Below are 25876 nucleotides of genomic sequence, written 5' to 3' on the forward strand. Positions count from 1 at the left end.
AAAATTTAGACATGTTGTGTTGCATTGAAGTTCGGGCGTTTTACATCTTGCAGCTTGAGGAATTCGTCTACATCCTTAACTAAGGAATCTTTATCATACTTATCGAAGTATGCCATGCCCATCTTGACAGGGTCACCGAAGAAGTAATATTCATAATGCGTCTGACGAGTTCCAAATGAGCTCATTGTCATATCCCATGCAAGCCTGAAGAGCTGAACACGTTCAAATCCTTCAACATTTTTGCCCTGCATTGCCCGGTTAAGGATCGGTCCGATTTCATCATTGGAGAAATCATCATACGTCGGGATTCCCATTAGTCCGGAAGCCCCGAGGATCCTCAGTATTTCCGTCATACGTGGATAGACGCGCGGGAACCAGTTTCTGGCTGCGTTCAACGCCTCAAAATCAGGTGTCATCATGCCCCATCTATCGAGCTTCGCATTATGTTCCGCTTTATAAAGGTGGGACTTCATATTCTCAAGTGTCAGCATGATTTCCGTACCTTTGTCTTTGACATGCTGGAAGCCGTCGATTCCGATGGAATCCATGAGTTTCAGAGTCACGCCGAGAAGGAATTCAAGTTTTGCCACATCTTTTGCAATGACCTGGTGGGACATATGGACTACTGCACTTGTATCGGCAAATGCGCGGTTACACAGGTCGGAATCCTCTAGAATGAAGACGCGGTCCCAAGGCACCAGCACATTATCGAATGAAACGATTGCATCGCCCTCCTCAAACTGGGAACCTACTGGATGATCGTAGCTGTTTTTGCCGTAGTCGAAGGATTCACGACTCAAGTATTTGAGTCCTGGTGTATTATTTGGAATTGCAAATGCTAGGGAATATGGATCGTCCTTCGCACCGCTCTTCACAACTGTGGACGGGAAGACGAAAATTTCATCCGTGATGCCTGCCTGTGTAGCCAGGAGACGGATTCCACTTACAATCACGCCGTCATCATTTTTCTCTACTACGTGCAGCGCTACGTTGGCGTCATCCTGGTCCGCCTGCATTTTTGACCGGTTGACCTGAGGATGTATGAGCGTGTGCGTCAGACTGATATCGTTCTCTCTTGCATATTCAGCGTACTTTCTCGCATTCTCTGCAAATTCCGGGTTGCTCCCCTGGCCGTAGAATTCAAATGCCTTGGCCATCGTCATGACTTCGGAGTTCAGATAGTCAGGCGCACGACCCATCAGGCCTTTCGTGACTCCCTGCCATTCCATGATTGCTTCCCGTCTTTCAATGAGCTGTTCAACGGTTTCAGGCACCATGAAGGTTTTACCTACCTTATCTCCTGTAGTTGGTGATGTATAGAGCATTTTTTCTGGCTTCTCGTACTGCAGATCATATAGTCTGGCCATTGAATTCACTGCGCCTTTGAATGCTGGATGTGTCGTTACATCCTCTACACGTTCACCGTGTATGTAGACATTGTTCTTTGCTTTTCTAAGATTTTCGATATACTGTGCGCCTGTTTTTGCTGGCATAGTGTTTCCCCCTTTTATTTATCACCCGTAATGCACCTATTATGGAAAGCGGTTACAATAAGATGAGTTAAAAAAGTTGAATCCCGCTTATGCGTCCAACTTGAATATTCGGAAAATTCAACCTGGTTATAGAATAGCACCCTTGTTGTTATATTAAAAATATATATAATATATGATAACCATATATTTAAAGTATAGACGTAAAGGGAGAATAAAAATGGATATGAAGCATCTCAAATATTTCTATACCATTGCCGCTGAAGGGCAGATTACAAGGGCTGCAAAAAAACTTCATATTGCCCAGCCCCCTTTGAGCCAGAGCCTGAAAAATCTTGAACGGGATATCGGCACCCCATTGTTTGACCGCAACGGCAGGCGGATGGAATTGACCGAAGCAGGAAAGACCCTCTATAGCAGATGTGAAACACTCTTTCAACTTTTCGAGGAGACACTACTGGAAGTTCAGGATACTGGCGAAGGCATGAAGGGGAAATTGAATATTGGATGTGTAAAATCAGCATTCTCCCACATTCCCGGGAAAATGAAAGAATTCGGAAAAATTTATCCCGATATAACATTCGAGTTGAGGGAGGGAGACTCCGCCTCCCTGGCCAACGATCTGAAAAACCGCCGGATAGATTTTGCAGTCGTCCGCCTTCCTCTGGAACTCGATGAATTCCACCATAAACGCCTGCCCGTCGAAGACTATGTAGCCGTGCTTCCAAATGAATGGCTTGTCGAAGGCGATGACAGTACGATAGGGATGGACCTACTATCAGCTTTACCTTTATTGCTGCTCAGGCGAACCAGCGGCCGTGGGCAATATGAGCTTATCCTCGACCAGCTTAAAAATTTCACTCCTTCCCCAAAAGTCGTCACCATGTGTCCGGATGTCGATATGATATTGGAACTGGTAAGCGAAGGCGTCGGAGCTACAATTGTTCCGGAACTTGCCTATCAGAAGCACAACCCCGGGAAAGTGAAGATGATGAAGATAAAAGAAGATATTCTCCATTCTGAATCAGCCGTAATCTGGTTGAAAGAAAGGTACTTGTCAAAAAGTGCCCAAAAGTTCATAGAACTCTTCGATCAAGAAAATGAAATGGATTAAATCTATGGTATATTTGCTATGAATGCATATGGTCACAGCAACACATGAACCCACTATGGACACCCCGGACCAGGGTGAATATCTTCAATTTAGAAATGAGCTGATGCAAATGAGCAAGATTGTAAAAGCCGAGTCCCTCCACATACAGGCCTACCATCTGATTAAGGAATCCATTATGAATGGTAAGCTGAAGCCTGAAGACAGAATCGTCGAAGCGCGGACTGCCAAAGAACTTGGAATAAGCCGTGGGACTGTTAGGGAAGCAGTCCGGATGCTGATCCAGGATGGACTGCTCCTCTATAACGATGGACTGGTAAAGGTTTATAACCCGTCGAAGAAGGATATCGTCGATATCTTTGAATGCCGGGAAAGCCTTGAGGTACTGGCAATTCGTCTCGCGCTAAAAAATATGGGGGAGGATACACTCAGACGGCTTGCACAGAATATCGAAGAAACCAAAAAACTTGATGCTTCCTCCTCTGAGCTCGGGACTTACGACCAGGAATTCCATACGATCATCATAGAGAGCTCCGACAACAATCACCTTATTAAGCTGCTCGAAGCAATCAAGGTGAAGATTCACTATATGAGGAACTGCATGGTCGGAGAACCATTCTATACCTCCTTCATTGAGGAACATCAAAGAATTTACGATGCTCTAAGCGATGGCGACGCACAACGGTCAGAAAAATTGATGAGCGAACATGTTCAAAAAGCCCTAAAAGGTGTATTGATGCATATTGAAGCCTAATTCAATGACGAATTAGGCTTCAATATTTTTATTTACAGTTGACGGTTAACTGTCGGGTGTATATAATTTAACTATATTTGGAATATTCATAAATTTTTCTCTTGTTTTGTAAGCGTTTTCAAAAATGGATAGGTGGTGAATTTTTTGAAGGACAGCATTAGAACAGGCATCACACATACCCTCGAAGTGACAGTAACTGAAGAGATGTTTCCCCAGTTCCATGGAGAAGTCGTACATCCAGTGTATTCAACCGCTTCCATGGTCTACCATATGGAATGCGCATCTCGCGACCTGCTTCTTCCCTACTTGGACGTCGATGAGGAGAGTGCAGGGGCGGCCGTATCACTCACCCACTCTGCCCCTTCACCACTCGGGTCCAGGGTGGTGCATGAAGCCAAACTTGTACATCTCACCCCTACACGTGCTACGACGGAAGTGGTGTCACGTAATGCAGAAGGCATCATCGGCAAGGGGGAGGTCGTCCAGGCGATAATGCCGAAACATACCATGAGAAACAGACTGGCGCATCAGAAGGCATGAATAATTTCAGGAGGGATTACTTTGAAACAGATGGAATACAGTAAAACGGAAACGAAAGACATGTTTGAAAAGATAGCAGGCCATGAGCAGGTGCTTTTCTGCAACGATCCGGTAACGGGACTCCAGGCAATCATTGCCATACATGATACGACCCTCGGGCCCGCCCTGGGCGGCACGCGGATGTATCCATACGAAAGTGTCGATGCCGCTTTGGATGATGTACTTAAGCTTTCAGAAGGCATGACCTATAAATGTGCCGCTTCCGGCCTCGATTTCGGCGGCGGCAAAGCGGTCATCATAGCCGATCCTGCAACCGACAAATCCCCTGCCCTTTTTCGGGCATTCGGTCAGTTCGTCGATTCCTTGAATGGGCGCTTCTATACTGGCACTGATATGGGGACCACAACCGACGATTTTGTGGAGGCCTTCAAGGAGACGCACTTCATCAATGGCATTCCTGAAGAGTACGGTGGCAGTGGGGATTCATCCATCCCTACTGCACAGGGCGTCCTCTATGCACTCGAAGCGACCAACGAGCATCTGTTCAACAGCCGGGAGCTCGGCAAGCGCAGCTATGCCATCCAGGGACTTGGTAAAGTCGGATATAAAGTGGCTGAGCAGTTGCTCGAAGCTGGAGCCAAACTCTTCGTTACAGACATCAATGAGGTAGCGCTCCGCAACATCGGGAATTATGCATCCAGCACCATCGGTGAGCTGACGATCGTGGCCAGCGATGAAATCTATGGTGTTGAAGCCGACATCTTCGTCCCATGTGCAATGGGAGGAATCATCAATGAAAATTCCCTGAAGGAACTGCAGGTGAAGGCGGTGGTCGGCTCGGCAAACAATCAGCTTTCTGATAGTTCCATGGCAGAGAAGCTACAGAAATCCGGCATACTCTATGCGCCTGACTTCATCGTTAATGCAGGGGGACTGATTCAGGTCGCTGATGAACTGTACGGTCCGAATCCAAAACGGGTCCTTGCCAAAACCAAAACCATCTACCAATCGCTTCTGAAGATATACCAGCAGGCGGAAATGGACGCGACAACCACTACCGAAGCTGCCAATCAGAAGGTAACACATGTGCTCGAGGAACAGAAGCACAGGAACAATTTCTTCTCCAGAAAACGTCGTCCAAAATGGGAAATAAGGGAGTGATTTCATGCATACATCAATCAAAAACAGGAGTGCCCATCATCAGGATATTACAGAACAGTTCCCTGTGAAGCAGATTATCGATGGCGAAGGCAACCTCGTCGAGGACACATACCGGAATGAGATTACCGTCGAAAATACCAGGAAGTTCTATCGTCAGATGCTGTGCATGCGTACCTTCGATCAGAAAGCGATCAACCTGCAGCGCCAAGGCAGAATCGGAACTTATCCCGGCTTCAAAGGACAGGAAGCGGCCCAGGTCGGCAGTGCAATGGCCCTCCGGGAGGATGACTGGATGTTCCCCACCTACAGGGACCACGCAGCTAGTATCACGTTCGGTGGCTCCTACGCAATACTTTCCTCATGGAAGGGCCGGGTCGAGGGCAATCGCCCGCCGGAAGGCCGCAACATCGTTCCTCCTTCCGTACCGATTGCAACACAGTTGCCGCTGGCCACTGGCGCAGCAATGGCAAGTAAATACAGGCAGTCTTCGCAGGCGGTCATCGCCTACTTCGGTGACGGGGCCACCTCCGAAGGAGATTTTCATGAAGGGATGAACTTCGCCAGCGTATTCAGAGCTCCTGTAGTCTTCTTTAATCAGAATAACCGCTATGCAATCTCCGTCCCTGTATGGAAACAGATGAATTCGGAAACCATTGCACAGAAAGCTCTCGCCTATGGCATGCCAGGCGCCCGGGTCGATGGCAATGATGTATTCGCTGTCTACCATGAGACCCTGAAAGCCCTGGAAAGGGCCAGAAGCGGAGATGGACCGACATTGATAGAAGCAGTCACATGGAGATACGGCGCCCACACAACAGCAGATGACCCAACCAAGTACAGAGATAATGAAGAAGAGAACAAAAAGCACATTTTGAACGATCCACTATCGAGGCTTGAAGCATTCATGAAAGCAGAAGGTTATTGGGACGTGCAGTGGGCAGAAGACATCAAAAAGGAGATAAAGGCTGAAATTGACGAAGCTGTAAAGGAAATGGAAACCATGCCGGAACCGGATGTGAACGACATATATGACCATATGTTCGACTCAGCCACATGGCCCATCGAAGAGCAGAAGAAAGCATATATGGAATACCTGAAAGGTGGCTCTGAAAAATGACAACAGTGAAGACCAATAGCATGACCCCGGTCCAGGCGATCAATGACGGACTTCGCACCATGCTTCACGAACGTGAGGAGATGGTGGTGCTTGGTGAAGATGTAGGCATCAACGGAGGCGTCTTCCGTGCAACAGACGGCCTCCAGGAAAGTTTTGGGGAAGATCGTGTGTTCGATACGCCTTTGAGCGAATCGGGCATCATCGGCACCTCCATCGGCATGGCCATGAACGGCATGCTGCCTGTCGCCGAAATACAATTCTTCGGCTTCGTCTATCCTGCCTATGAACAGGTCATGACGCATGCCACACGAATGCGCTACAGGTCGATGGGCGCTTTTACCGTCCCGATGGTCATTCGTGCACCGTATGGGGCTGGAGTCAGAGCACCGGAGATACATTCCGATAGTATGGAGGCGCTATTCACCCATATGCCCGGCATAAAAGTAGTATGTCCCTCCAATGCCTATGATGCAAAAGGGCTTCTCATTTCAGCCATCGAGGATCCCGACCCTGTCCTTTTCCTCGAACCTCTGAAGCTCTACCGTGCATATAAAGACGAAGTGCCCGAGGGCAAATACGAAGTTGAAATCGGCAAGGGGGAACTGTTAAGGGAAGGAGAGGATGTCACACTGATCGCCTGGGGAGCGATGGTCCCCGTCATAAAAAAAGCGGCACAGCTGGCGGAGGAAAAAGGAATCGGATGCGATGTGATTGACCTGCGCACCCTCTCGCCCATCGATAAGGACATCATTTCAGAGTCCGTACAAAAGACCAACCGCTGTGTGATCGTGCATGAAGCCCAGACTACAGGCGGCCTCGGGAATGACATCATCTCCATCATAAACGACACTTCCTTCCTCTATCTGAAATCACCAATCGAAAGAGTGACTGGAGCGGATGTCCACGTGCCATTCTGGGCACTGGAGGAGCATTTTCTCCCGACACCGGAACGGACGATGCATGCCATACAGAAAGTAATGGATTTCTAAGGAGGGATCAACAGTGGTAGAGGTTAAATTGCATGATATTGGAGAAGGGATGACCGAAGGGGATATCATCACCTACTTCGTCAAAGAAGGGGAAGACGTCAATGAAGACCAGCCCATCATCGAAGTCCAGACAGAGAAGATGGTGACTGAATTGACTGCTCCGAAAAGAGGGAAAATCAAGGATATTTTGGTGGAAGAAGGGGCCACCATATCCGTAGGCACCACCATACTGACCATAGATGCAGAGAATGGATCCAATGAAGAAGATAAGGCATCACCAAAAGATATTTCCGAGACACCCAAATCATCAGAGCCGGTATCAGGTCATGATCGGAAACTGGAAGTGAAGGGTCCTGTCAGAATCAAGGCCGCGCCTTACACCAGAAAGATTGCCAGGGAGCTTGAAGTGGATATCGAACAGGTTCAGGGCACCGGTAAAGATGGTCGCATTACAGTCGAAGATGTAAAAGACTTCAAGAGCCCGGGAGAAGCTGCAGATAAAGGGGAAAACGTGGTTACTGCCACCAAGAAAGCCGCCGAAAGCCCGATGGAAGATGAAAATTGGATTCCATTCAAGGGACGACGCAAAAAGATCGCCAAAAAGATGACCCAGTCCATCTACACGATACCGCACGTCGCCCATATGGAAGAGGTGGATATGACGGAACTCCTCGCCTTCAGGCAGGAACTGAAGCCTGAAGTTTCCATCTCCATAGCAGCATTCTTCATTAAAACATTGGCAATCGCACTCAAGGATTACCCGATCTTCAATTCTGAATTGGACGAAGAAAATGGTCGGATCCTTCTCAAGGATTCCGTTCACATGGGGATTGCCACAGACACTCCTGAGGGACTGATTGTTCCGGTAATCAGAAATACAGAAGGAAAGCCTCTCTCAGATATTCACAAAGAGATGAAATCACTCACTGCAAAGGCGATGGAAAACAAGCTTACAGGAAAGGAGGCCACAGGCAGCACATTCACCATCAGCAATGTCGGGCCGCTCGGCAGTATTGGGGCGACACCCATCATCAACTACCCGGAAGTCGCTCTGATGGCTTTCCACAAGACCAAAAAGATGCCGGTAGTGGATGAGAACGATGAGATTGTCATCCGTTCCATGATGAACATCACATTGACATTCGATCATCGCGTTGCCGATGGAGGGGAGGCAATCGCGTTCACTAACAGGTTTAAGTCACTTCTAGAAAATCCGAAATTGCTTTTATTGGAACTGGTTTGATGAATGATTAAAACAAAGGGGGATTTCCATGTTCCGTATTAAACCTGCACAAACACCATCGTTATTCGAAGCACTTGCCGTCGTAGCCGCCATTGTGATCATAATCAGTACGAGCATCATCTATTTCGAAACAGTGCCCCATATACCACTGATGCTCTCACTACTTCTGCTGATCCTATATGGAATGGCAAAGAAGATACCCTACCAGAAGCTGCAGGAAGGCTTTTCGGAAGGGGCAGTCTCAGGGATGGGGGCTGTATTTATCTTCTTCATGATCGGCATGCTCATTGCTTCCTGGATCTATAGTGGCACCATACCGACATTGATCTATGGCGGATTCGAACTTGTTACACCGAACTTTTATCTTGCAGTCGTACTCATCGTCACTTCAATAGTCGGCATATGTGTCGGCAGTTCATTGACGACGGTGGGCACCGTGGGCCTCGCCTTCATTGGCATCTCAGGTGCCCTCGACATATCATTGGCCATGACAGCCGGCGCAATTGTATCAGGTGCATTTTTCGGGGATAAGATGTCTCCACTCTCAGACACAACTAACATGGCATCAAGCATACTTAAAGTAGACCTTTTCGAGCATATCAAAAACATGATGTGGACGACCATTCCGGCATTCCTGATCGCCCTGATCCTGTTTGCCTTCATGTCGCCGAATATCTCCTCGGCCAACTTCGGAGAAATGGAAATCTATCAACAGGGATTGATGGAAACCGGGCTTATCAGCTGGTATAACGCCATCATCCCACTTGGAGTACTGCTTGTCTTCTCACTGATGCGGGCACCTGCCCTCATCTCACTTACTGCAGGCATCATCAGCGCACTGGTCCTGTCGGTAATGCATACGGCGCCTTCCATAGGCAGTATATTCGGCATCCTGTTCGGCGGCTTCGTTTCGGAAACCGGTATAGAACAGATTGACCAGCTGCTGTCCAGAGGAGGCATGGAAAGCATGTTCTTCACCATCGGCATCGTGCTGCTCGCACTGGGCATGGGCGGACTCCTCTTCAAGCTCGGCATCGTTCCGAGACTATTTGCGGCCATAGAAAGGATGCTCAAAAACGTAAAGAGCGTAATACTCGGTTCCGCACTCAATGCCATTGGCATCAATATACTTATCGGCGAACAATACCTGTCCATACTTCTTACTACAGAGACTTTCCAGAGGCAGTACGAAAAGGTTGGCCTTGAAAACAAGAACCTTTCAAGAGTAGCAGAGGATGCAGGTACCGTCATCAATCCACTTGTACCATGGAGCGTCTGCGGTGTCTTCATCGCAAGCGTGCTTGGCGTCCCCACCCTGTCTTACCTGCCGTTTGCCTTCTTCTGTCTGCTCTGTCCGATCCTTACCATTTTCTTCGGCATGACAGGAAAAACTTTAACTTATACAAAGGCACACGTACAGGAACAGGAAAAAGCGAAACCGCTTGTCCAAGGCGAATTCGGTTAATATGACAGTAGTTCATGGATAAATATATAAAACCTAATAAAATAAAGACTGCCGGATTAGATAACTTCTAACCCGGCAGTCTTTATTTTATGGATGATGTAAAGAATGCTGCCAGAGGGTTCTCCGCAATGAAGAGCTGCGCCACTGTATTGCTCAGTATCAGCACAATCGGTAACGCAATCAGACCGAATGAGAGACTTTAGGTAATCTCTTTTCCATTTGACCGCTCCTCTGTTTCTTCAATGATTTCTTCCGTCTTCATCCTTTTACCGATGAACATTCCGTAGCCATACCCACCAACGAGTGTAGCGATGACTGCCACGAAGATGCCCATCATCAGGAATATACCAAAATCCACCCCGATATTCTCAGCTACTGCGAGGGGGCCTGGGATTGGGATGACCATACTGTGTGAAACAATCAACCCCCACGGCTAGAGCGGTTACAAACATGATTTTGGCTATGCCCATTTTTTGGTCACGCTTTTGATCACCTTTTTCAGAATCACAAATGCCGCATCAAAGAACATGGGGATGGAAACTATGGAACCCGTCAGTGGCAATCCTTCTCGGGATTTTTTACCCCTGTGATGGAAAGGATGCCTTCTGCAATCTTCTCCACTGCTCCTGATTTTGCCAGGAACTGCCGAAAGACAATCCCCAGACCGATCAGTATGCCGACTTCGGCAATAATCGATGATGCTTCAGCAATCGGTATCTGTACTGCCAGGGCGGGACCGAAAGATGTGATCAACAGTGCGATGAAGGGTTCCAGCTTAAACTTCAAAATCAGCAGGAACAGTACCGCCAGTGCCAAAATGAATAACATCATCAATATGCCCCTATTCCCCCTTGTCCAATTTGTTGTATACGCTATGCAATGTTTCTACGCCACCGACATTCCCCGGGAATACGATGTAGGGCATATTTGGATACTTCGCTTCGGCCATCGTCTTCCAAACAGGAATCCCTTTATCCGCCTGACCGAGCACACGCGCCTTTTTTACTTTAAGCCCGATCGTCGCCACATCGCTTGATGTAATGCCACCTTTCGCGATAATGAACCTTGGCTTCACATCAAGCGTCGAGACGATTTCGACGAGACTTTCCGAAATCCGCTTGGATATTTCAAGACTTTCAAACTTGTCGTCGGTGCTGATCAATTTACGGGAGGTATATACCACTACGTTCCTGCCGCCATTAATCTGCTCCTCGACATGCGTCCTGATGGTATCTATATAACCCTTCAGTTCATCAGCATCCCTGACCCTATCCACCTCAAACTCAATGGGTATGATGCTTGAATGATCCAGCAGATGCTTGAGCTGCTGGGTCGTCTTTTCCACATGTGACCCGACAACGATGATGCCGCCGTGTCCATCCTGTTCATTTGCAATTTCGTCTGCTTGGAGCACCTCTCCCGGCGTCGCACAGATGGACTTCACAAAAGAAGCCGCCGTACGAAAAATGAATTTCCTGTCTTCCCTATTCAAGTAGTCCATAAGGACAGAGGTGAAGAACGCAAGATCATTGTCATGAACTGCATCCACTACAACCGAATCGAAGTTCGACAGTGAGTCAAAGAACTCCAGAAGCTGGGCATCGTCACAACCTCTGAGCATATCAAGGTCTATATGTTTCACTTCATCTACAGAAACCGCACCGTCACTCTTTTCTGCGACATAGACTGCCATTGTTTCGGCACTGAATCCGAATGTCGAATCGTTTGCGAATTCACTCTCATTTACAGGGATGAACTCTCCGTCTTCCTGCAGATAATGCACACCACCATATGTATAACGGCCCCCTTCGAAGAATGCAGGGATATGGAAGACTGCATCAAACCCACCTTCACTGGCTTCATCTATTGTCTTCGGTTCTATATATGAATGTCCCCTCAATGTGGAGTCTCCCCTGCTGATGACCAGATAGGGCTGTCCGATTTCTTTTGAGACCTTGTCGAGGACCTCGACAATCTCCTTGTGTACAGCAATCGTCTTTTCCTCGGTAAATGCCCTTGAGTTGGTCATGACGTAGAACATGCTGTTGTCCGACAGGAAGCCGTCCCTGACCAGCGCTTCGTCCCAAGCAGTATATACATTCAGGTCTTTTACCGTCTGAGTACCTGTAGGATCGTCATCGAGCACGACTACTTTATAGTTGAAGTTTTCGAAATCCCTTTCCGGGTTGCAATCTGGAACATCTTTCAGAAGCTCTTTATTCATCATACCCACCTATCTCCCATTTATTCTTTCGATATATTTGATGATTCCTGAATGGTCGTTGAGCCCATTTCCATTTATGATTTCGGATTTATACATTTCCTTGACCATATTCGTCAACGGCAGGGTGATCTGTTCCTGGTCGCTTGTTGAAGTGACATTATGGAGATCTTTGTAATTGATGTTGATTGTGCCGCCTGCTTTATAATCCTCATCAATCATTTTAGGGAACTTCGCTTCCATGACATTGGAACCGGCCAGCCCGTTCCTGATCGCATCAAACATGGCTTCGAGATTTATATCATAGTTTTTGGCCAGTACGACAGCTTCTGCCAGCGCTGCAATATTCGTGTTGACAATAATCTGGTTGGCAAGTTTCACGGTACTTCCTGCTCCCACATCACCAACCCTGATGACTGATTTGGACATCGGCTCGACGACTGCTTTCAAATTGTCAAAGTGATCCGCGCTGCATCCCATCATCACCGACAGTTCACCGGTTATCGCCAGGGGCTCTCCCCCACTGACAGGCGCATCTGCAAAAATAACATTCTTCGATCCAAGAATTCCGCTGATTTCAATGGAATCCGTCGGAGCCAGCGAACTCATATCGATGACCAACTGTCCTTCTTTAAGATGCGGATACAGAGCATTCTCAGATTTGAACAGCACCTCTTTTACGATTGCGCCATTGGGCAGCATCGTGATGATGGCATCCGCACGCTGTGCCATCTTCTGCAGAGAACTCACAGCTGTGGCCCCATACTCCACCACCCGTGCTTCCGCCTCCTTGTTTACATCATTTACAAACACTGTATGCTTATGACCCAACAGGTTCTTGACCATTGGCGCTCCCATGATCCCCAGGCCGATAAAACCAATATTCACAATAACCTCTCCTTTGAAAACGTTTACTTAAAATTATTGTATACCAAAAATTTAATAATGTATACATTTAAAAGCGGTATATTTACTGTATAATGATTTTTGAGGTGAAAACTATGAATGGAGACATGTCTTTATATGAAAAAATCCGGGAAGATATCCTTAACTGGCGATTCGATGAAGAGGAAAAGTTGACCGAAGTCAAACTGGCTAAACTCTATGGTGTCAGCAGAACACCAATCAGAGAGGTGCTCAAGCAACTTGAGTTCGAGTACTTGGTCAAGAATGGCCACATATATAAGCCCTCTCCAGAAGACTATAGGAACCTCTTCGAAATGCGCACCCTGATTGAAACACATGCTGTGGAAAAGGCTGTGCTCTTTTTCGGTCAAGATGATTTAGAAGGCCTCAGACAGTCTATAAAGAAGGCACATGAGGGGCCCGAAGAAGAAACACTGAAAGCCAATAAATTTTTCCATGAGAAACTTGTCAGCGCCGTACGGAATCCATTCCTCATGGAAACATACGACCGGCTCAATTCGGTAATATACTTCTTCAGCCGGACAGTGGTTGAAAAGCAGAGACCCAGCCTATTAGAAGAACACGGGAAGATTGTAGGGGCAATCGAAGAGAGGGATGTGGAAAAGGTAAAGACGCTCATCCGAAGACATCTGGAAAAGGATCTTGAATTCACCCTATATCATATGTAAAAGCGGCCGGAATTTTATTCCGGCCGCTTTATTTTTATATCTATTCATATATTTACTTCAAACTCTGTTGCGACATCCGCTTCTCAGCACTCTCATGGCGTCCATAGACGACATGGAAAATGCCCATGGCGAGTAGTATGGAGATGACGAGGAACTGGTAGAGTCCGCCGTAGCCGAGTGACGGTACGAGAAAACCGAGGAAGAAGGGGCCGAAGCCGAGACCGATCTCAAGCATGATGAAATAGGTGCTCGTGGCAAGGCCCACGTTCTCACGGGAGGCCAGGTTGACACAGACGGTCTGCGCAACGGACTGAAAGTTCCCATAGCCGAATCCTATGAGGACACTGGAAGCCAGCAGGACGACACCCGTCGTCGCACTGCCCAGTACGAAGAATCCGAGAGCCATCAGTATGAATGCCGGATAAAGGACAATGTTGGCGCCCTTCTGATCCATCAGTCGGCCAGTAAACGGACGAGTCATCGTAATGGATATGGCATAGACGATGAAGAAGAAGCTTGCTGCAGTGACAAGACCCACTTCATCCGCATACATGTTCAGGAAGGACAGGATGCCTGCATAGGCAAGCCCCATGAAGAGGATGGAAAAGCCCATCGGCAGTGCATCCCTATCGATCATCCTGAATCCCCTCACCGTCGGCTTCATCGGCCGCTTGACGTTGTTCGTTCGGACCATTGGTATCGTCAAGGCCACAATCAATACCATTCCCGCAACCAGCAGAAGCATCATGCGGTAGGATATGGAACCTGCAAGCAGGAAGCCAAGGAACGGGCCGACTGCAGAACCGAGCACAAAGCTCAGACTGAAGTAGCTGATGCCCTCTCCCCTGCGGTTTTCAGGCACAGATATCGTGGCCAGCGTATTGAGGGCCGTACTGATCAGTCCTGTGGCAAAACCATTCAGGAAACGAGTGGCAATCAACAACGATAGACCACCCTCGATGAAGTACAGACAGTACGTGACAAAGAACATCGCCGTACCGATATAGAGGATGCGTCTCGCTCCCAGACGGTTGATCTGCTGGCCGGTCAATGCGCGCCCGGCAAGGACACCGACGATAAAAATACTTGCTACAAGTCCAGCCGTACTGGGTGAGGCATTGTAGTTGTCGATGGCAAAGCTTCCTATGGTCACCATGGATACATACATGGCAAACATGATGATGAAGTGATACATGAATATGATGACGAATTCCTTTGTCCATATTCTATCGTTTGAATACTCGCTGTTCTGCAAAGTAGCACACCCTTCCTATAAATTCATTCTCTTGAGTGATCGGATCAGCATTTCAATCTCTTCGTGGTCGAAATCCTCCAGGACTTCTCGTTGCATCTCATTCATCCTGCCGCTGACTTCATCGAACAGAGCTTTGCCGGATTCCGTCATCGTCAAATATTTGATGCGGCGGTCCTCACCCTGTTTGGACTCGATGAGACCGAGTTCAAGCAGATGCTTAATCACCTTAGTCGCCGTCGGCTTCTCGATGCCCCGACGCCGGCTCACATCCACTGAGGTGGTCGTACCGTTCTTTGCGATGTCTTTAAGTATCAGCCACTGGGAGCTGTACAGATTATATGCCGAGAGGATTGTGTTCGCCCGGTTGATGTACGGGCGGTATATTGCGATATAGGCATCAAAAAATTCCTGTTCGATGCGCATTGGATCACCTCTTTTAGTTAGTTAGACTAACTAATTATATAGTGTGCACAGTTACGAGTCAATTTATGCAAACGGTTACTTCCAAAAGAATTCCCATTGGAAACGTTTACTTATAAAACAAATGAAAAAACCGGCGCATTGGCCGGTCATCTTTCCATAAGTTTCCCTTTATAGCTGTGAATCCGATGCTCTGTGGATATTTCATTTTCGGCCCGTCCCATCACCGTCCGATACGCCTCTTCTGCAATCTTTTCAATCGGCTGGGCAATGGTCGTAATTTTCGGCCGGTAGACCCCGGCAAGCGGAAGGTCGTCGATCGCAACAAGATGATTTTTTCTTTCCAGATCCAGCCCATGGACGTTTGCATACTTCAGAAATGCCATCAGTGCAAAATCGTTCGCAAGCACTATGCCATTGGACGGTTCCTCTTTGAACTCCGCTTCCATCCTTCCATACAATGCCTCGTTGGTGTCTGTGATGGCATAATGGGAGACCCCTATATCCCCGGCGATACTCCTGAATGCCTCAAGCCGTTCAATCCGAGGCGTAAGTGCCATGTCATCCGAGGCGCCGACATAGTAGAAGTTCTCCACTGTCCTCCCTTTCAGATAATCGAGCGCAAGGGAAACCGCCTGATAGTTGTCCAGCTTGAAGGCGGGGATATCTATATTTTCCACATACCGGTCGATGAAGACGATGGGGAACTGCTGGGCGGCAAGTTTTTCGTACATATCATCATTGCCTCTCGTCGGCATGATGATGAGGCCATCCACCTGCTTCTCGAGGAGGCCGTCGATATACTTGCGCTCCTTCTTAGGGTCATCATCGGCATTGCATATGATGAGGTTATAGCCGTCACGATCGCAATAGTCCTCGATTTTTCTTGTCATGCCCACTGCAAAATGGTGCAGGATGTTCGAAACGATGATACCGATGGTCTTTGTCGATGCACTCTTCAAGTTCCTCGCCATATAATTGGGACGATAACCCAGGGACTCGATCGCCCCGGAGACCCGTTCCTTCGTTTCCTCGCCCATGTAGTGGTACCGTCCGTTCAAATACTGGGAAACGGTGCTGGTGGAAACGCCAGCCTCTCGTGCAACATCTTTGATTGTCACCTTTTTCATGATATAATACCCCTAACTACTAAATCGTTTTAGTAAACTGTTTATTACTTAATGTATAGCCAAAGTAGTGAAGAGTCAAGATATTTGAGGAGGATAAGGTCAATGAAGAAATTTGATGTTTTGAATGAAATTCGTGAAAACTACCTGATTGCGGTTGTCCGCGGCAAAGGTTTCGAGGATACGGTGAAGATGATTGAAAATATCATCGAAGGCGGCATTAAAAATATCGAAATCACCTACACGACACCGAAGGCAAGCGCGCTGATCGAACATTTCGCAACAAACAGTGAAGCATGTGTCGGTGCGGGTACCGTCATGTCGAGGGAGACGGCGGATGAGGCGATCCGTCGCGGCGCGCAGTATCTCGTCAGCCCGCATTTCGACAAGGATATTGCAGCGCTCTGCAACCAGAACCAGATTCCCTACCTGCCTGGCTGTGCCACAGCGACGGAGATTGTAGAAGCGATGAAGTCAGGCGTGGATGTGATCAAAATCTTCCCTGGCGGCGTTCTCGGCGCTTCATTCATCAAGGACATCAAAGGACCGATTCCACATGCGAACCTCATGCCTTCCGGCGGTGTCAATAAGGAGAACATGGCGGACTGGATCGATAACGGCGCCTTTGCCATCGGCATCGGCAGTGCCCTCGCCAAAGGCTATGATGGGTCGAACCCAGAGGTCGTCAAAGAGAACACTGAAGCGTTTGTCGCAGCCTATCAGAAAGCCGTGAAAGGGGAACAGCCATGAAATTCATTACATTCGGAGAGATCATGATGCGTCTGAGCACCGAAGCATCCGACACTTTCAAAACAGCCGACCAGATGAACGTCAACATCGGCGGCAGCGAGATGAATGTCACAATGAGCCTGGCCGCTTCCGGTGTGGATACTGCGGTGATCACCTCCCTGCCCGACAACGCCTTCGGCCAGCGTACACTCTCACTGCTCAAGAGCAACGACGTGGAGACGCGCCATATCCGTCTGGCAGGCCAGCGGATGGGCACATACTTCCTGGAACAGGGATTCAATATCCGTTCCTCGTCCGTCGTCTATGACCGCAAGTATTCAAGCTTCGAACAGTCGACGGTGGACGACTATGATTTCAAGGCCGCGTTTGAAGGATATGACTGGTTCCATTTCAGCGGCATCACACCCGCCCTCAACACCGGACTTCAGAAGGTGCTGCTCGAGGCAGTGAAAACGGCCAAGGAGATGGGCCTCAAAATCAGTGCCGACCTCAATTTCAGGGGCAACCTCTGGTCCTTTGAAGAGGCAAGGTCGACGATGCCGCAGTTCATCAAATACTGTGACGTCATCTTCGGCTATGAGCCGATTGAGCTGAAGGAAGATGGCAAGGAAGTCAAGGAGGGCCTCGAGCGCAATCCGGATGCCGATACCCTGGCACCAATACTCGAAAAGCTGCATGCTGCATATGATATAGAATATATTGCATTCACCCAGCGCACCGTCGTCCATTCCAACAGGAACATCATCAAGGGGATGCTGTCTTCGAAGGAGGGCATCAGGGAGACGGATGCCTACGAAGTGGAGATCCTCGACCGGATCGGTACGGGTGATGCCTTCACTGCCGGTGTCATCCATGGACTGATGAACGGTCTCGAACACCAGGATATCCTGCAGAATGCACTTGGCAACATGCTTTACAAGCATACGATCAGCGGCGACTTCGCCACAGAAAACATTTCCAAAATGGCGGATGTGCTCGATGCGACAAGAGAAGTGAAGAGATAGGAAACGAAAACAGGCTGCTTCCCGATACGGGAGCAGCCTTTGTCATGGAGTCTATTGGATTGTTATTGATAGCTGGGGCTTATCTGGTGGATAAACGCCCAACTGCACTTTGCGTGTGCCGCCAGGGAAAGTTACAGTTACACACCTGAATATGCTGAGAATCCGCCGTCGACCGGGATGACGATGCCGGTGACAAAGCCGGATGCCTTATGGTCTGCCAGATAGAGGAGTGTACCGAGCAGCTCTTCAGGTTCGCCGAAGCGGCCCATCGGTGTCGCATTGATGATCTTATGACTTCTGTCCGTCAGGTTGCCGTCCTTATCGAAAAGGAGGTCCCTGTTCTGGTTCGTTGCAAGAAAGCCCGGTGCCATGGCGTTCACTCTGACACCTGTACGTGACAGGTAGACGCTGAGCCACTGCGTAAAGTTGCTGATCGCAGATTTTGCCCCGCTGTAGGCCGGAATCTTGGTCAACGGGGTGAAAGCGTTCATGGAGGATACATTGATTACGCTGGCGTGCGCTTTCGGTGCCATGTCCCTGCCGAAGATCTGGGAGGGTATCAAAGTCCCTAGGAAATTGAGCTTGAAGACGAAATCGATGCCGTCCGTATCAAGTGCGAAGAAGTTCCTGACATTCGGGTCATCCAGCTTGTCGAGATCCAGGTACTCGTCTTCAGTGGATGCAGATGGATCGTTGCCGCCTGCACCGTTGACGAGTATGTCGCATGTTCCGAGGGATTTATTCACGGCTTCACGCGCTTTCTCTACAGATGTCTTATCCGTAACATCACATTGCACTGCAATCGCTTCTCCGCCCGCCTCTTGTATTTCAGCTGCCACTGTTTCGCATGATTCAAGTGTGCGTCCGAGGACGGCGACTTTGGCACCAGCATCTGCAAGTCCACGGCAAAAGTATGAACCCAGCACACCGCCACCGCCTGTGACGATTGCGACCTGGTTTTTAAGATTTGTATTGAAAGGGGTAGTCATCATTCTTCCTCCTATTTTCTGGTAAGTGAAATTGCTCATTGAATAACTATTTGGTAAGATTAGTTTATCTAACAAACCAAAACGAGGTGCTCCTTATGGTTACTGGTGATTCGAACTATATTAAAACGATGAACCGCAGACTTGTACTTGAAGATATTATCCGTAGCCGCTCCATTTCAAGGGTGGATATATCAAAACGCACTGGACTGAACAAAGCGACGGTCTCTTCCCAGGTGAATGAACTGATCGATCAGTCCCTGATCATCGAAAAACCGGTTGAAAACTATGCACAACCCGGCCGCCGGCCGATCATCCTGGAACTTGATCCGATGAGTACATATTCCATCGGCATCGACATCGACCGTTCCCATATACGCATCATGCTCATCAATCTCAAAGGCATGACTGTCTACAACAACATTCATGACTTCGACATCCGTCATACGGATACGCTTGCCGAACTGCTGCCGGCACTGCTCGAGCCGGTCATCAGCCAGTACAGCGAAGTCTACCGCCCGAACCAGCTTGTCGGCATCGGCATCAGTTTCCACGGAATCGTCAATGCCGAGCTGGAACTGCTCTATTCCCCGCCGCAGCAGCTTGATCTGAAGCCACTTCTGTCCGAGCTTGAGCAGAGGTTCGAAGTGCCTGTCCATATCGACAACAACGCCAATATGTCCGTCCGTGCCGAACAGTCGTTCACTGCATACGAGACGAACCTCTACAGCATGACGCTGTCCAGTGGTATCGGCCTCGGCATCCTGCTGAACAACGAAGTGTTCCATGGATTTTCCGGCTATGCCGGTGAGGTCGGACATATGATCATCAAGCAGGATGGCATCGAGTGCCGTTGTGGAAACAGGGGATGTTTCGAGCGCTATGCTTCCGATGAGGTCCTCACCCGCTCGCTTGCTGATGCGGGCATCTCCCTCATTGAATATCCGACATATGAATCCTTGAAGGCGGACGAAAAGGCAAAGGCCATATTCGAAGACTATATCTCCTTCATCACCGTCGGACTGAACAATATCATCAATGTCTTCAACCCTAAAAAACTTGTCATCAACAGCACCATATTTTCGAAATATCCGGAACTGCTCGAGGAGCTCAAACCCGGCCTCACTTCGTCATTCATCGATTATGGAGACATCCTCATCTCGCCCCTCGGCACACAGTCAAGCGCCCTCGGGGCAGCACTTGTGCCCCTTGCGAAATACCTCGATATCACCCACTTCGATCTGAATGCGTATCACATCGCACATTAATATCAGAAAAGGATAAGTCGGACTTATCCTTTTCTTTTTTATTTTCTATTTACTGTATCGATGATGCCGTTCAGGTAGGTGGCGCCGAGCGCACGGTCGTAGAGGCCGTAGCCCGGTCTGCCCGTCTCGTCCCAGATCATGCGGCCGTGATCCGGACGGATCGGCACGTCGACACCGCTCTCGATGAGCTTCTCGATGATGCCCACCATATCGAGTGAGCCGTCATGGACGGAGTGGGACGTTTCCTGGAAGGAGCGCTCGCCGGTCCATTTGACGTTCCTGGCATGCACGAAGTGGATGCGCTCACGAGCCAGTTCGATGATTTCGAACAGGTCGTTGTCCGGTATGGAACCATAGGATCCGGTACAGAATGTAATGCCATTGTGCCTGCTCGGTACGGCCTCGAACAGTCTTCTCAGTGCCTTGGCACCGGTGATGATGCGCGGCAGGCCAAAGATGCCCCATGGCGGATCGTCCGGGTGGATGGCCATCAGAACATCCTCCTCCACCGCGACCGGGATGATGCGCTCGAGGAAGTAGATCAGGTTGTCGAACAGCTGGTCTTCACTGATGTCCTGATAGGCATCGATGATCTCCTTCAGGTCGTCCGTCTGGTAGGACAGGTCCCAGCCCGGGAGGGTCAGCTCGCCGCTCAGCGGGTCTATGTCCTTCACCAGCGCCTCGTCATACTTCAAGGAATTCGAACCATCCGGCAGCGGCGCATCGAGTTCGATGCGGGTCCAGTCGAACACCGGCATGAAGTTGTAGCAGACCGTCCTGATGCCGGCAGCAGCCAGATTGCGGATCGTCTCCTTGTAGTTCTCGATCAGGGCGTCGCGGCGGCCGCGGCCCATCTTGATGTCCTCGTGGACGGGTACGGATTCGATGACGTTCAGGCGCATGCCGTGCGCCGCCACCGCATCCCGCAGCTTCACAATCTCGTCGTACGGCCATACCTCGCCGGCCGGAATATCATAGATCGCCGAGACGACCCCCTTCATCTGTGGAATCTGGCGGATGTCCGCAAGCTTCACCGGATCATCCGGTCCATACCATCTAAAACTCATTTCCATAACAGTCGCTCCTTTTTATTCATTTTCAAGTCCAAAGTATTTTTTCGCGTTGTAGTAGCATATGTCCTCGACATATTCCTTGAGCAGTTCACGGTCGTCAGGCACCATGCCTGCCTCCACCCATTCTCCGAGCAGTTCGCAAAGAATTCTTCTGAAGTATTCGTGGCGCGTAAAGCTCAGCATGCTCCTTGAATCCGTCAGCATGCCGATGAACGTCTTGAAGGCACCCGCGTTCGCCAGCGTCTTCATCTGATCCCTCATGCCATCATAGTTGTCGTTGAACCACCATGCCGTACCGAATTGCACCTTGCCCGGAATACCGCCCCCCTGGAAGTTTCCGGCCATCGTCGCCATGATGATGTTGTCCCTCGGATTCAGTGTATAGAGCACCGTCTTCGGCAGTGCATCATCCTGATCGATCCGATCCAGGAATCTGGAAAGCGGCTGCGCCACAAGCTGGTCGTTGATCGAATCGAACCCGCTGTCCGGCCCGAGGTCTTTGAACATGCGGGAGTTGTTGTTCCTGAGTGGCCCGATGTGCAGCTGCATCACCCAACCGTATGCGTTGTACTGCTCCGCAAGCTGCACGAGTGTGTATGTCTTGAACTGTGCCACTTCGTATTCCGACAGTTCCTCTTCCCGGAGGACTTTATCGAATATTGCTCCGACCGCTTCCGCATCCGCCTCCTCATAGAACATTTCGTTGATGCCATGATCGGACGCACGGCATCCCATCTGATTGAAGAAGTCGATGCGGTCGAAGAGTGCACCCAGGAACTTCTGGTAGGTATCGAGCTTGCCGCCTGCAACACCCTCCAGCTTCCCGAGCCATTCCTTGTAGTCCGGCGTATCGATGGCGATGGCCTTGTCGGGCCTGAACGAAGGCGCCACCTGCACATCTATCGTGTCATCCTCCTTGAGGAGCCGGTGATATTCCAGGTCATCGGTCGGGTCGTCGGTTGTGCCGAGAAACTTCACTTTCTGGCTCTCCAGTATGCTTCTCGGTTTCAGTGCTTCCCCTTGCAGCATTTCATTCGTCTTCTCATAGATGGCATCGGCACTTTTTGGCGACAGCAGGTCGCTGATGCCGAAGAAGGTCTTCAGCTCAAGCTGGGTCCAGTGCAGCAGCTGGTTGCCGAAGAGCTGGGGTACGGTTTCCGCGAAGGCATCGAACTTGGCCTTCTCATCGGCTTCCCCCGTTATCCTGTCCTCTTTGATGCCCGCCGCCCGCATGGCGCGCCATTTATAATGGTCGCCGCCGAGCCACACTTCCGTGATCGAGCGGTAGTTTTCATTCTCGTATATCTCTTTCGGGTTGAGGTGGTTGTGATAGTCGATGATGGGCAGGTCTTTGGCCACATCATGATACAGCCACTTTGCCGTCTCTGTAGTGAGCAGGAAATCCTTGTTGATCATTTGTATCTCTCCTAATCCTTTATTGATGGTTTATGTCAGATTGAACAGTTCCGGCAGGAACATGCTCAGAACCGGCGTAAATGTCACGATCAGCAGCATGATGAAAAGTACGATGAAGAATGGAATCAGGACCGGCACGACCTTTTCTATCCGTATATCGGCGACACTCGCGCCGACGAACAGTGCAGATCCGACTGGTGGCGTGATGTTGCCGATGCACAGGTTGAACGTGATGATGATGCCGAAGTGGATCGGATCGATGCCCATGTCCATTGCGATCGGCAGGAAGATCGGTGTAAATATCAGTACCGCCGGAGTGATGTCCATGAATGTTCCGATGACCAGCAGGATGACCGTCATCAGGAGCAGTATGATGATCGTATTGTCCGTCAGGGACAGCAGCGAATTGCTGATGGCGTCCGGCAGCCCTGTGTAGGACATGACCAGCGAAAAGAGTCCCGAGACGGTGATCAGGAGCAGGATCATCCCTGTGATTTCAACCGTTTCCCTAAGTATGTTCGGAATTTCCCTTATCTTCAGGTTCCTGTAGATCATCGAGAGTATCGTGGCGTAGACCACAGCGACCGCAGCACCTTCCGTTGCAGTGAAGATGCCGGCGACGATGCCGCCGATGACGATGACGATGAGGAGCAGGCTCGGGATGGCATCCAGTGTGAGGTATGCCTTATCCCGCCAGGCGATCTTCTCGGAGATCGGATACTTGTATTTCTTCGCCAGTACATAGGCGACGATCATCGTGGCCAGTCCCCAGAGAATCCCCGGAATATAGCCGGCCATGAATAGTGCAGCGATGGATGTGCCGCCACTGACGAGTGAATAGACGATCAGTATGGACGTCGGCGGGATGATCAGCCCGGCAGGTGCAGATGCGATGTTGACAGCCGCTGCATATTTGCGGTCGTAGCCGCTGTTCAGCTGCATCGGTGTCATGATGCGTCCCATGGCCGCTGCAGAGGCCACACTGGATCCTGCAATCGAGCCGAAAAGCATGTTGCCGACAACGTTCGTATGAGCCAGCGATCCCGGCAGCCTGCCGACGAGTACTTTGGCGAAGTTGATCAGTTTGAAGGCGATGCCGCCGTTGTTCATGATGATGCCTGCAAGCACGAACAATGGAACCGCGAGCATCGTAAAGCTGTCCATCTCGGTGACGAGGCGCTGTGCTCCCGTCAGTATCGTAGTATCGAATGGCATGATGAGCATAAGCGTGAAAAGTGAACTGAGCAGGATGGAAATGGCGATCGGAAACCCGAGGGCCAGGAACAGCAGCAGCAGTCCGAATATCACTATCCCTGATAATACTGTCAAACTCATAGACTTTTCACATCCTCATCCTCTTTTTTCGCGACCCTTTCAATGGTCGTGATGTTATAGATCGTATAGAACAGTGTGATCACTCCGGACACCGGCAGTGCCGCATAGACGAATCCCATGGAGATGCCCGTCGCAGGTGCAATCTGCGGTGTCGTCAGCATTGTAATCCGGATGCCGCCGTAGATGAAGACGATGACTGCCGTGAGCAGGATCGCAATCTGTGCCAGGTATGTCAACGCCACCTGCGTATTCCAGCTCATCCTTTCACGGACGAACAGGATGGCGATGTGTTTATTTTTACCGAAGACGTAGGCTGCGGCGAGAAGTGTGAACCATATCAATGTGTATCTGATGATCTCCTCACTCATCGTGCTCGGGTCGTTCAATATATATCTTGCGATGACCTGCCAGATCGACAGCAGTGTCATGCCGATGATGGCGATGCTTGCGAAAGTGAGGATGACAATGTCCACTATGCGCTTAGCTTTCTTCATCAGAATCTCCTCCCTTGAACAGTTCATAGATCGGCCCCATCGTCTCGTCCGCCTTCATTTCTTCATGGAGCGGCTGTACAGATTCGATGAAGGAGGACTTGTCCACGTCATGAAACTCCACACCCATTTCATTCTGCGCCTCTTCCGCCGCCGCTTCTGTCGCTTCATTCCATACGACTTCATGGAATTTGTTCGCAGCATCCGCCGAATCGTGGATGATCTGACGCTCTGCTTCCGTCATGCGGTCCAGCCTCTGCTTGTTCATGATGAGCATGTCGGGAACAATCGCATGCTCCGTATACATCCAGTGCTTGGCTACTTCTCCGTGCTTCGAGCTGACAAGTGACGTCAGGTTGTTCTCGGCTGCATCGATGATGCCCGACTGCAGTGATGTATAGACTTCTCCGTAGGCCATCGGCGTCGGCGTACCGCCGAGTGCATCAATCATCGCCACACTTGTCGCACTCGGCTGGACCCGAACCTTGAGTCCTTCCATATCTTCCGTATCATCGACCACACGATCCCTCGTATAGAGGCTGCGGCTACCGGCATCGAAGTATGTCAGGCCGACGAACCCGATATCCTCCGACGCATTGTAGATGACATCCGTAATTTCAGGATCCGACATCTTCTCCTTGAACTCATCCGTATCTTCAAAGAGGTAAGGCAGGCCGAAAATGGAATATTCCGGACGGAAGCTCTCAAGCGCGCCCGCGCTGACCTTGGTGACATCAACCGCCCCCGTCTGGGTCAGCTCGATGACCTCCCTCTCATCCCCGAGCTGTCCGTTCGGATAGAGTGCAATCGACATATCACCATCAGAGCGCGCCTCAACCTCTTCCTTGAATTTTTCAAGTGATTTATGCACCGGATGATCCGTCGGGTGGTTGTGTGCAAGAACCATCTTGTGGCCACCCCCCGCTTCAGACGAGGCATTGGAGCATGCACCCAGAAGAAGTAGGATGGATGCGCTTACAAAAAGAACAAAATATTTTCTCATTTCATTTACCGCTCCCGTATCTTATTAATTAGTTTAATAGTACAACTAATTAATAATTAAAT

General features: G+C 49.6%; 26 protein-coding genes. 12 read left to right on the top strand and 14 right to left on the bottom strand.

Translation table 11 applies throughout. The annotated features are described in order from the left end of the window. Nucleotides 1-5: 5 nt before the first annotated feature. Nucleotides 6-1493 (bottom strand): 4-hydroxyphenylacetate 3-monooxygenase, oxygenase component, encoded by a 1488-nt coding sequence (hpaB, locus tag RQP18_RS12175; protein ID WP_342387952.1) that lies wholly within the window; start codon nt 1491-1493, stop codon nt 6-8. Nucleotides 1494-1710: 217 nt separating this feature from the next. On the opposite strand from hpaB, the gene RQP18_RS12180 reads away from it, so the two are divergent. The 8 genes from RQP18_RS12180 to nhaC all read left to right on the top strand — a co-directional run bounded on the left by RQP18_RS12180 (nt 1711) and on the right by nhaC (nt 9870). Continuing rightward, nucleotides 1711-2604 carry a LysR family transcriptional regulator gene (locus tag RQP18_RS12180; RefSeq protein WP_342387953.1) on the top strand — a complete coding sequence of 298 codons (894 nt, stop codon included), beginning with the start codon at nt 1711-1713 and terminating at the stop codon, nt 2602-2604. A 109-nt stretch (nt 2605-2713) separates the two neighbouring features. Continuing rightward, a complete protein-coding gene (locus tag RQP18_RS12185) occupies nt 2714-3355 on the top strand; it encodes a GntR family transcriptional regulator (RefSeq protein ID WP_342387954.1) in 642 nt (213 codons plus the stop codon). A 144-nt stretch (nt 3356-3499) separates the two neighbouring features. Further along, a complete protein-coding gene (locus tag RQP18_RS12190; RefSeq protein WP_373446074.1) occupies nt 3500-3895 on the top strand; it encodes a thioesterase family protein in 396 nt (131 codons plus the stop codon). A gap of 30 nt (nt 3896-3925) precedes the next feature. Continuing rightward, entirely contained in the window at nt 3926-5056 is a 1131-nt protein-coding gene (locus tag RQP18_RS12195) for a Glu/Leu/Phe/Val dehydrogenase dimerization domain-containing protein (protein ID WP_342389409.1), read from the top strand. A 4-nt stretch (nt 5057-5060) separates the two neighbouring features. Further along, nucleotides 5061-6173 (top strand): pyruvate dehydrogenase (acetyl-transferring) E1 component subunit alpha, encoded by a 1113-nt coding sequence (gene pdhA, locus RQP18_RS12200; RefSeq protein ID WP_373446075.1) that lies wholly within the window; start codon nt 5061-5063, stop codon nt 6171-6173. Then, nucleotides 6170-7162 (top strand): alpha-ketoacid dehydrogenase subunit beta, encoded by a 993-nt coding sequence (locus RQP18_RS12205; protein WP_342387956.1) that lies wholly within the window; start codon nt 6170-6172, stop codon nt 7160-7162. Before pdhA ends, RQP18_RS12205 begins: the two co-directional genes overlap by 4 nt. Before the next feature lie 13 nt (nt 7163-7175). Next, on the top strand, nt 7176-8405 hold the full coding sequence (locus RQP18_RS12210; RefSeq protein WP_342387957.1) for a dihydrolipoamide acetyltransferase family protein: 1230 nt from the start codon (nt 7176-7178) through the stop codon (nt 8403-8405). 28 nt (nt 8406-8433) lie between these two features. Further along, on the top strand, nt 8434-9870 hold the full coding sequence (nhaC, locus tag RQP18_RS12215; protein WP_342387958.1) for a Na+/H+ antiporter NhaC: 1437 nt from the start codon (nt 8434-8436) through the stop codon (nt 9868-9870). Nucleotides 9871-10069: 199 nt separating this feature from the next. Here nhaC and RQP18_RS12220 read toward each other — a convergent pair whose 3' ends face one another. The 4 genes from RQP18_RS12220 to RQP18_RS12235 form a co-directional block, all read right to left on the bottom strand. Continuing rightward, complete coding sequence (locus tag RQP18_RS12220; protein WP_342387959.1) at nt 10070-10276, bottom strand: hypothetical protein; 207 nt, start codon at nt 10274-10276, stop codon at nt 10070-10072. A gap of 146 nt (nt 10277-10422) precedes the next feature. Next, nucleotides 10423-10701 (bottom strand): hypothetical protein, encoded by a 279-nt coding sequence (locus RQP18_RS12225; protein ID WP_342387960.1) that lies wholly within the window; start codon nt 10699-10701, stop codon nt 10423-10425. A gap of 10 nt (nt 10702-10711) precedes the next feature. Continuing rightward, entirely contained in the window at nt 10712-12097 is a 1386-nt protein-coding gene (locus tag RQP18_RS12230) for a four-carbon acid sugar kinase family protein (RefSeq protein WP_373446076.1), read from the bottom strand. A 6-nt stretch (nt 12098-12103) separates the two neighbouring features. Next, complete coding sequence (locus RQP18_RS12235; protein ID WP_342387962.1) at nt 12104-12979, bottom strand: NAD(P)-binding domain-containing protein; 876 nt, start codon at nt 12977-12979, stop codon at nt 12104-12106. A 125-nt stretch (nt 12980-13104) separates the two neighbouring features. Between RQP18_RS12235 and RQP18_RS12240 the strand changes: the two genes are divergently transcribed. Then, nucleotides 13105-13686: a GntR family transcriptional regulator gene (locus RQP18_RS12240; protein WP_373446077.1), complete on the top strand. Its 582-nt coding sequence runs from the start codon at nt 13105-13107 to the stop codon at nt 13684-13686. Between the two features lie 52 nt (nt 13687-13738). Here the strand turns inward: RQP18_RS12240 and RQP18_RS12245 are convergent, their stop codons facing one another. The 3 genes from RQP18_RS12245 to RQP18_RS12255 form a co-directional block, all read right to left on the bottom strand. Further along, nucleotides 13739-14941 (bottom strand): MFS transporter, encoded by a 1203-nt coding sequence (locus RQP18_RS12245; RefSeq protein WP_342387964.1) that lies wholly within the window; start codon nt 14939-14941, stop codon nt 13739-13741. Between the two features lie 15 nt (nt 14942-14956). Next, nucleotides 14957-15364, bottom strand: coding sequence for a MarR family winged helix-turn-helix transcriptional regulator (locus tag RQP18_RS12250; protein WP_342387965.1), 408 nt, complete (start codon nt 15362-15364; stop codon nt 14957-14959). Nucleotides 15365-15510: 146 nt separating this feature from the next. After that, a complete protein-coding gene (locus RQP18_RS12255) occupies nt 15511-16491 on the bottom strand; it encodes a LacI family DNA-binding transcriptional regulator (RefSeq protein WP_342387967.1) in 981 nt (326 codons plus the stop codon). A gap of 102 nt (nt 16492-16593) precedes the next feature. Here RQP18_RS12255 and RQP18_RS12260 point away from each other — a divergent pair, with 102 nt between their 5' ends. Both RQP18_RS12260 and RQP18_RS12265 read left to right on the top strand, forming a co-directional pair. Beyond that, nucleotides 16594-17238 (top strand): bifunctional 2-keto-4-hydroxyglutarate aldolase/2-keto-3-deoxy-6-phosphogluconate aldolase, encoded by a 645-nt coding sequence (locus RQP18_RS12260; RefSeq protein WP_342387968.1) that lies wholly within the window; start codon nt 16594-16596, stop codon nt 17236-17238. After that, nucleotides 17235-18242 carry a sugar kinase gene (locus RQP18_RS12265; protein ID WP_342387969.1) on the top strand — a complete coding sequence of 336 codons (1008 nt, stop codon included), beginning with the start codon at nt 17235-17237 and terminating at the stop codon, nt 18240-18242. Before RQP18_RS12260 ends, RQP18_RS12265 begins: the two co-directional genes overlap by 4 nt. Nucleotides 18243-18379: 137 nt before the next feature. Here RQP18_RS12265 and RQP18_RS12270 read toward each other — a convergent pair whose 3' ends face one another. Next, nucleotides 18380-19231, bottom strand: coding sequence for an SDR family oxidoreductase (locus RQP18_RS12270; RefSeq protein ID WP_342387970.1), 852 nt, complete (start codon nt 19229-19231; stop codon nt 18380-18382). A 95-nt stretch (nt 19232-19326) separates the two neighbouring features. On the opposite strand from RQP18_RS12270, the gene RQP18_RS12275 reads away from it, so the two are divergent. After that, the gene (locus RQP18_RS12275; RefSeq protein ID WP_342387971.1) at nt 19327-20496 is read left to right on the top strand and encodes an ROK family transcriptional regulator; all 1170 of its coding nucleotides are present in this window, start codon (nt 19327-19329) and stop codon (nt 20494-20496) included. A gap of 38 nt (nt 20497-20534) precedes the next feature. On the opposite strand, the gene uxuA is transcribed toward RQP18_RS12275, so the two are convergent. The 5 genes from uxuA to RQP18_RS12300 are packed head-to-tail and all read right to left on the bottom strand — an operon-like array spanning nt 20535 to nt 25814. Then, nucleotides 20535-21569: a mannonate dehydratase gene (gene uxuA, locus RQP18_RS12280; RefSeq protein ID WP_342387972.1), complete on the bottom strand. Its 1035-nt coding sequence runs from the start codon at nt 21567-21569 to the stop codon at nt 20535-20537. Nucleotides 21570-21584: 15 nt separating this feature from the next. Further along, entirely contained in the window at nt 21585-22985 is a 1401-nt protein-coding gene (gene uxaC, locus RQP18_RS12285) for a glucuronate isomerase (RefSeq protein ID WP_342387973.1), read from the bottom strand. Nucleotides 22986-23015: 30 nt separating this feature from the next. Next, entirely contained in the window at nt 23016-24320 is a 1305-nt protein-coding gene (locus RQP18_RS12290) for a TRAP transporter large permease (RefSeq protein ID WP_373446078.1), read from the bottom strand. Next, the gene (locus RQP18_RS12295; RefSeq protein WP_342387974.1) at nt 24317-24814 is read right to left on the bottom strand and encodes a TRAP transporter small permease; all 498 of its coding nucleotides are present in this window, start codon (nt 24812-24814) and stop codon (nt 24317-24319) included. Before RQP18_RS12295 ends, RQP18_RS12290 begins: the two co-directional genes overlap by 4 nt. Further along, nucleotides 24801-25814 carry a TRAP transporter substrate-binding protein gene (locus tag RQP18_RS12300; RefSeq protein ID WP_342387975.1) on the bottom strand — a complete coding sequence of 338 codons (1014 nt, stop codon included), beginning with the start codon at nt 25812-25814 and terminating at the stop codon, nt 24801-24803. The genes RQP18_RS12295 and RQP18_RS12300 overlap by 14 nt, the downstream gene beginning before the upstream one ends. Nucleotides 25815-25876: the final 62 nt, after the last annotated feature.

The organism is Salinicoccus sp. Bachu38, assembly GCF_038561955.2.
Lineage (GTDB): Bacteria > Bacillota > Bacilli > Staphylococcales > Salinicoccaceae > Salinicoccus > Salinicoccus bachuensis.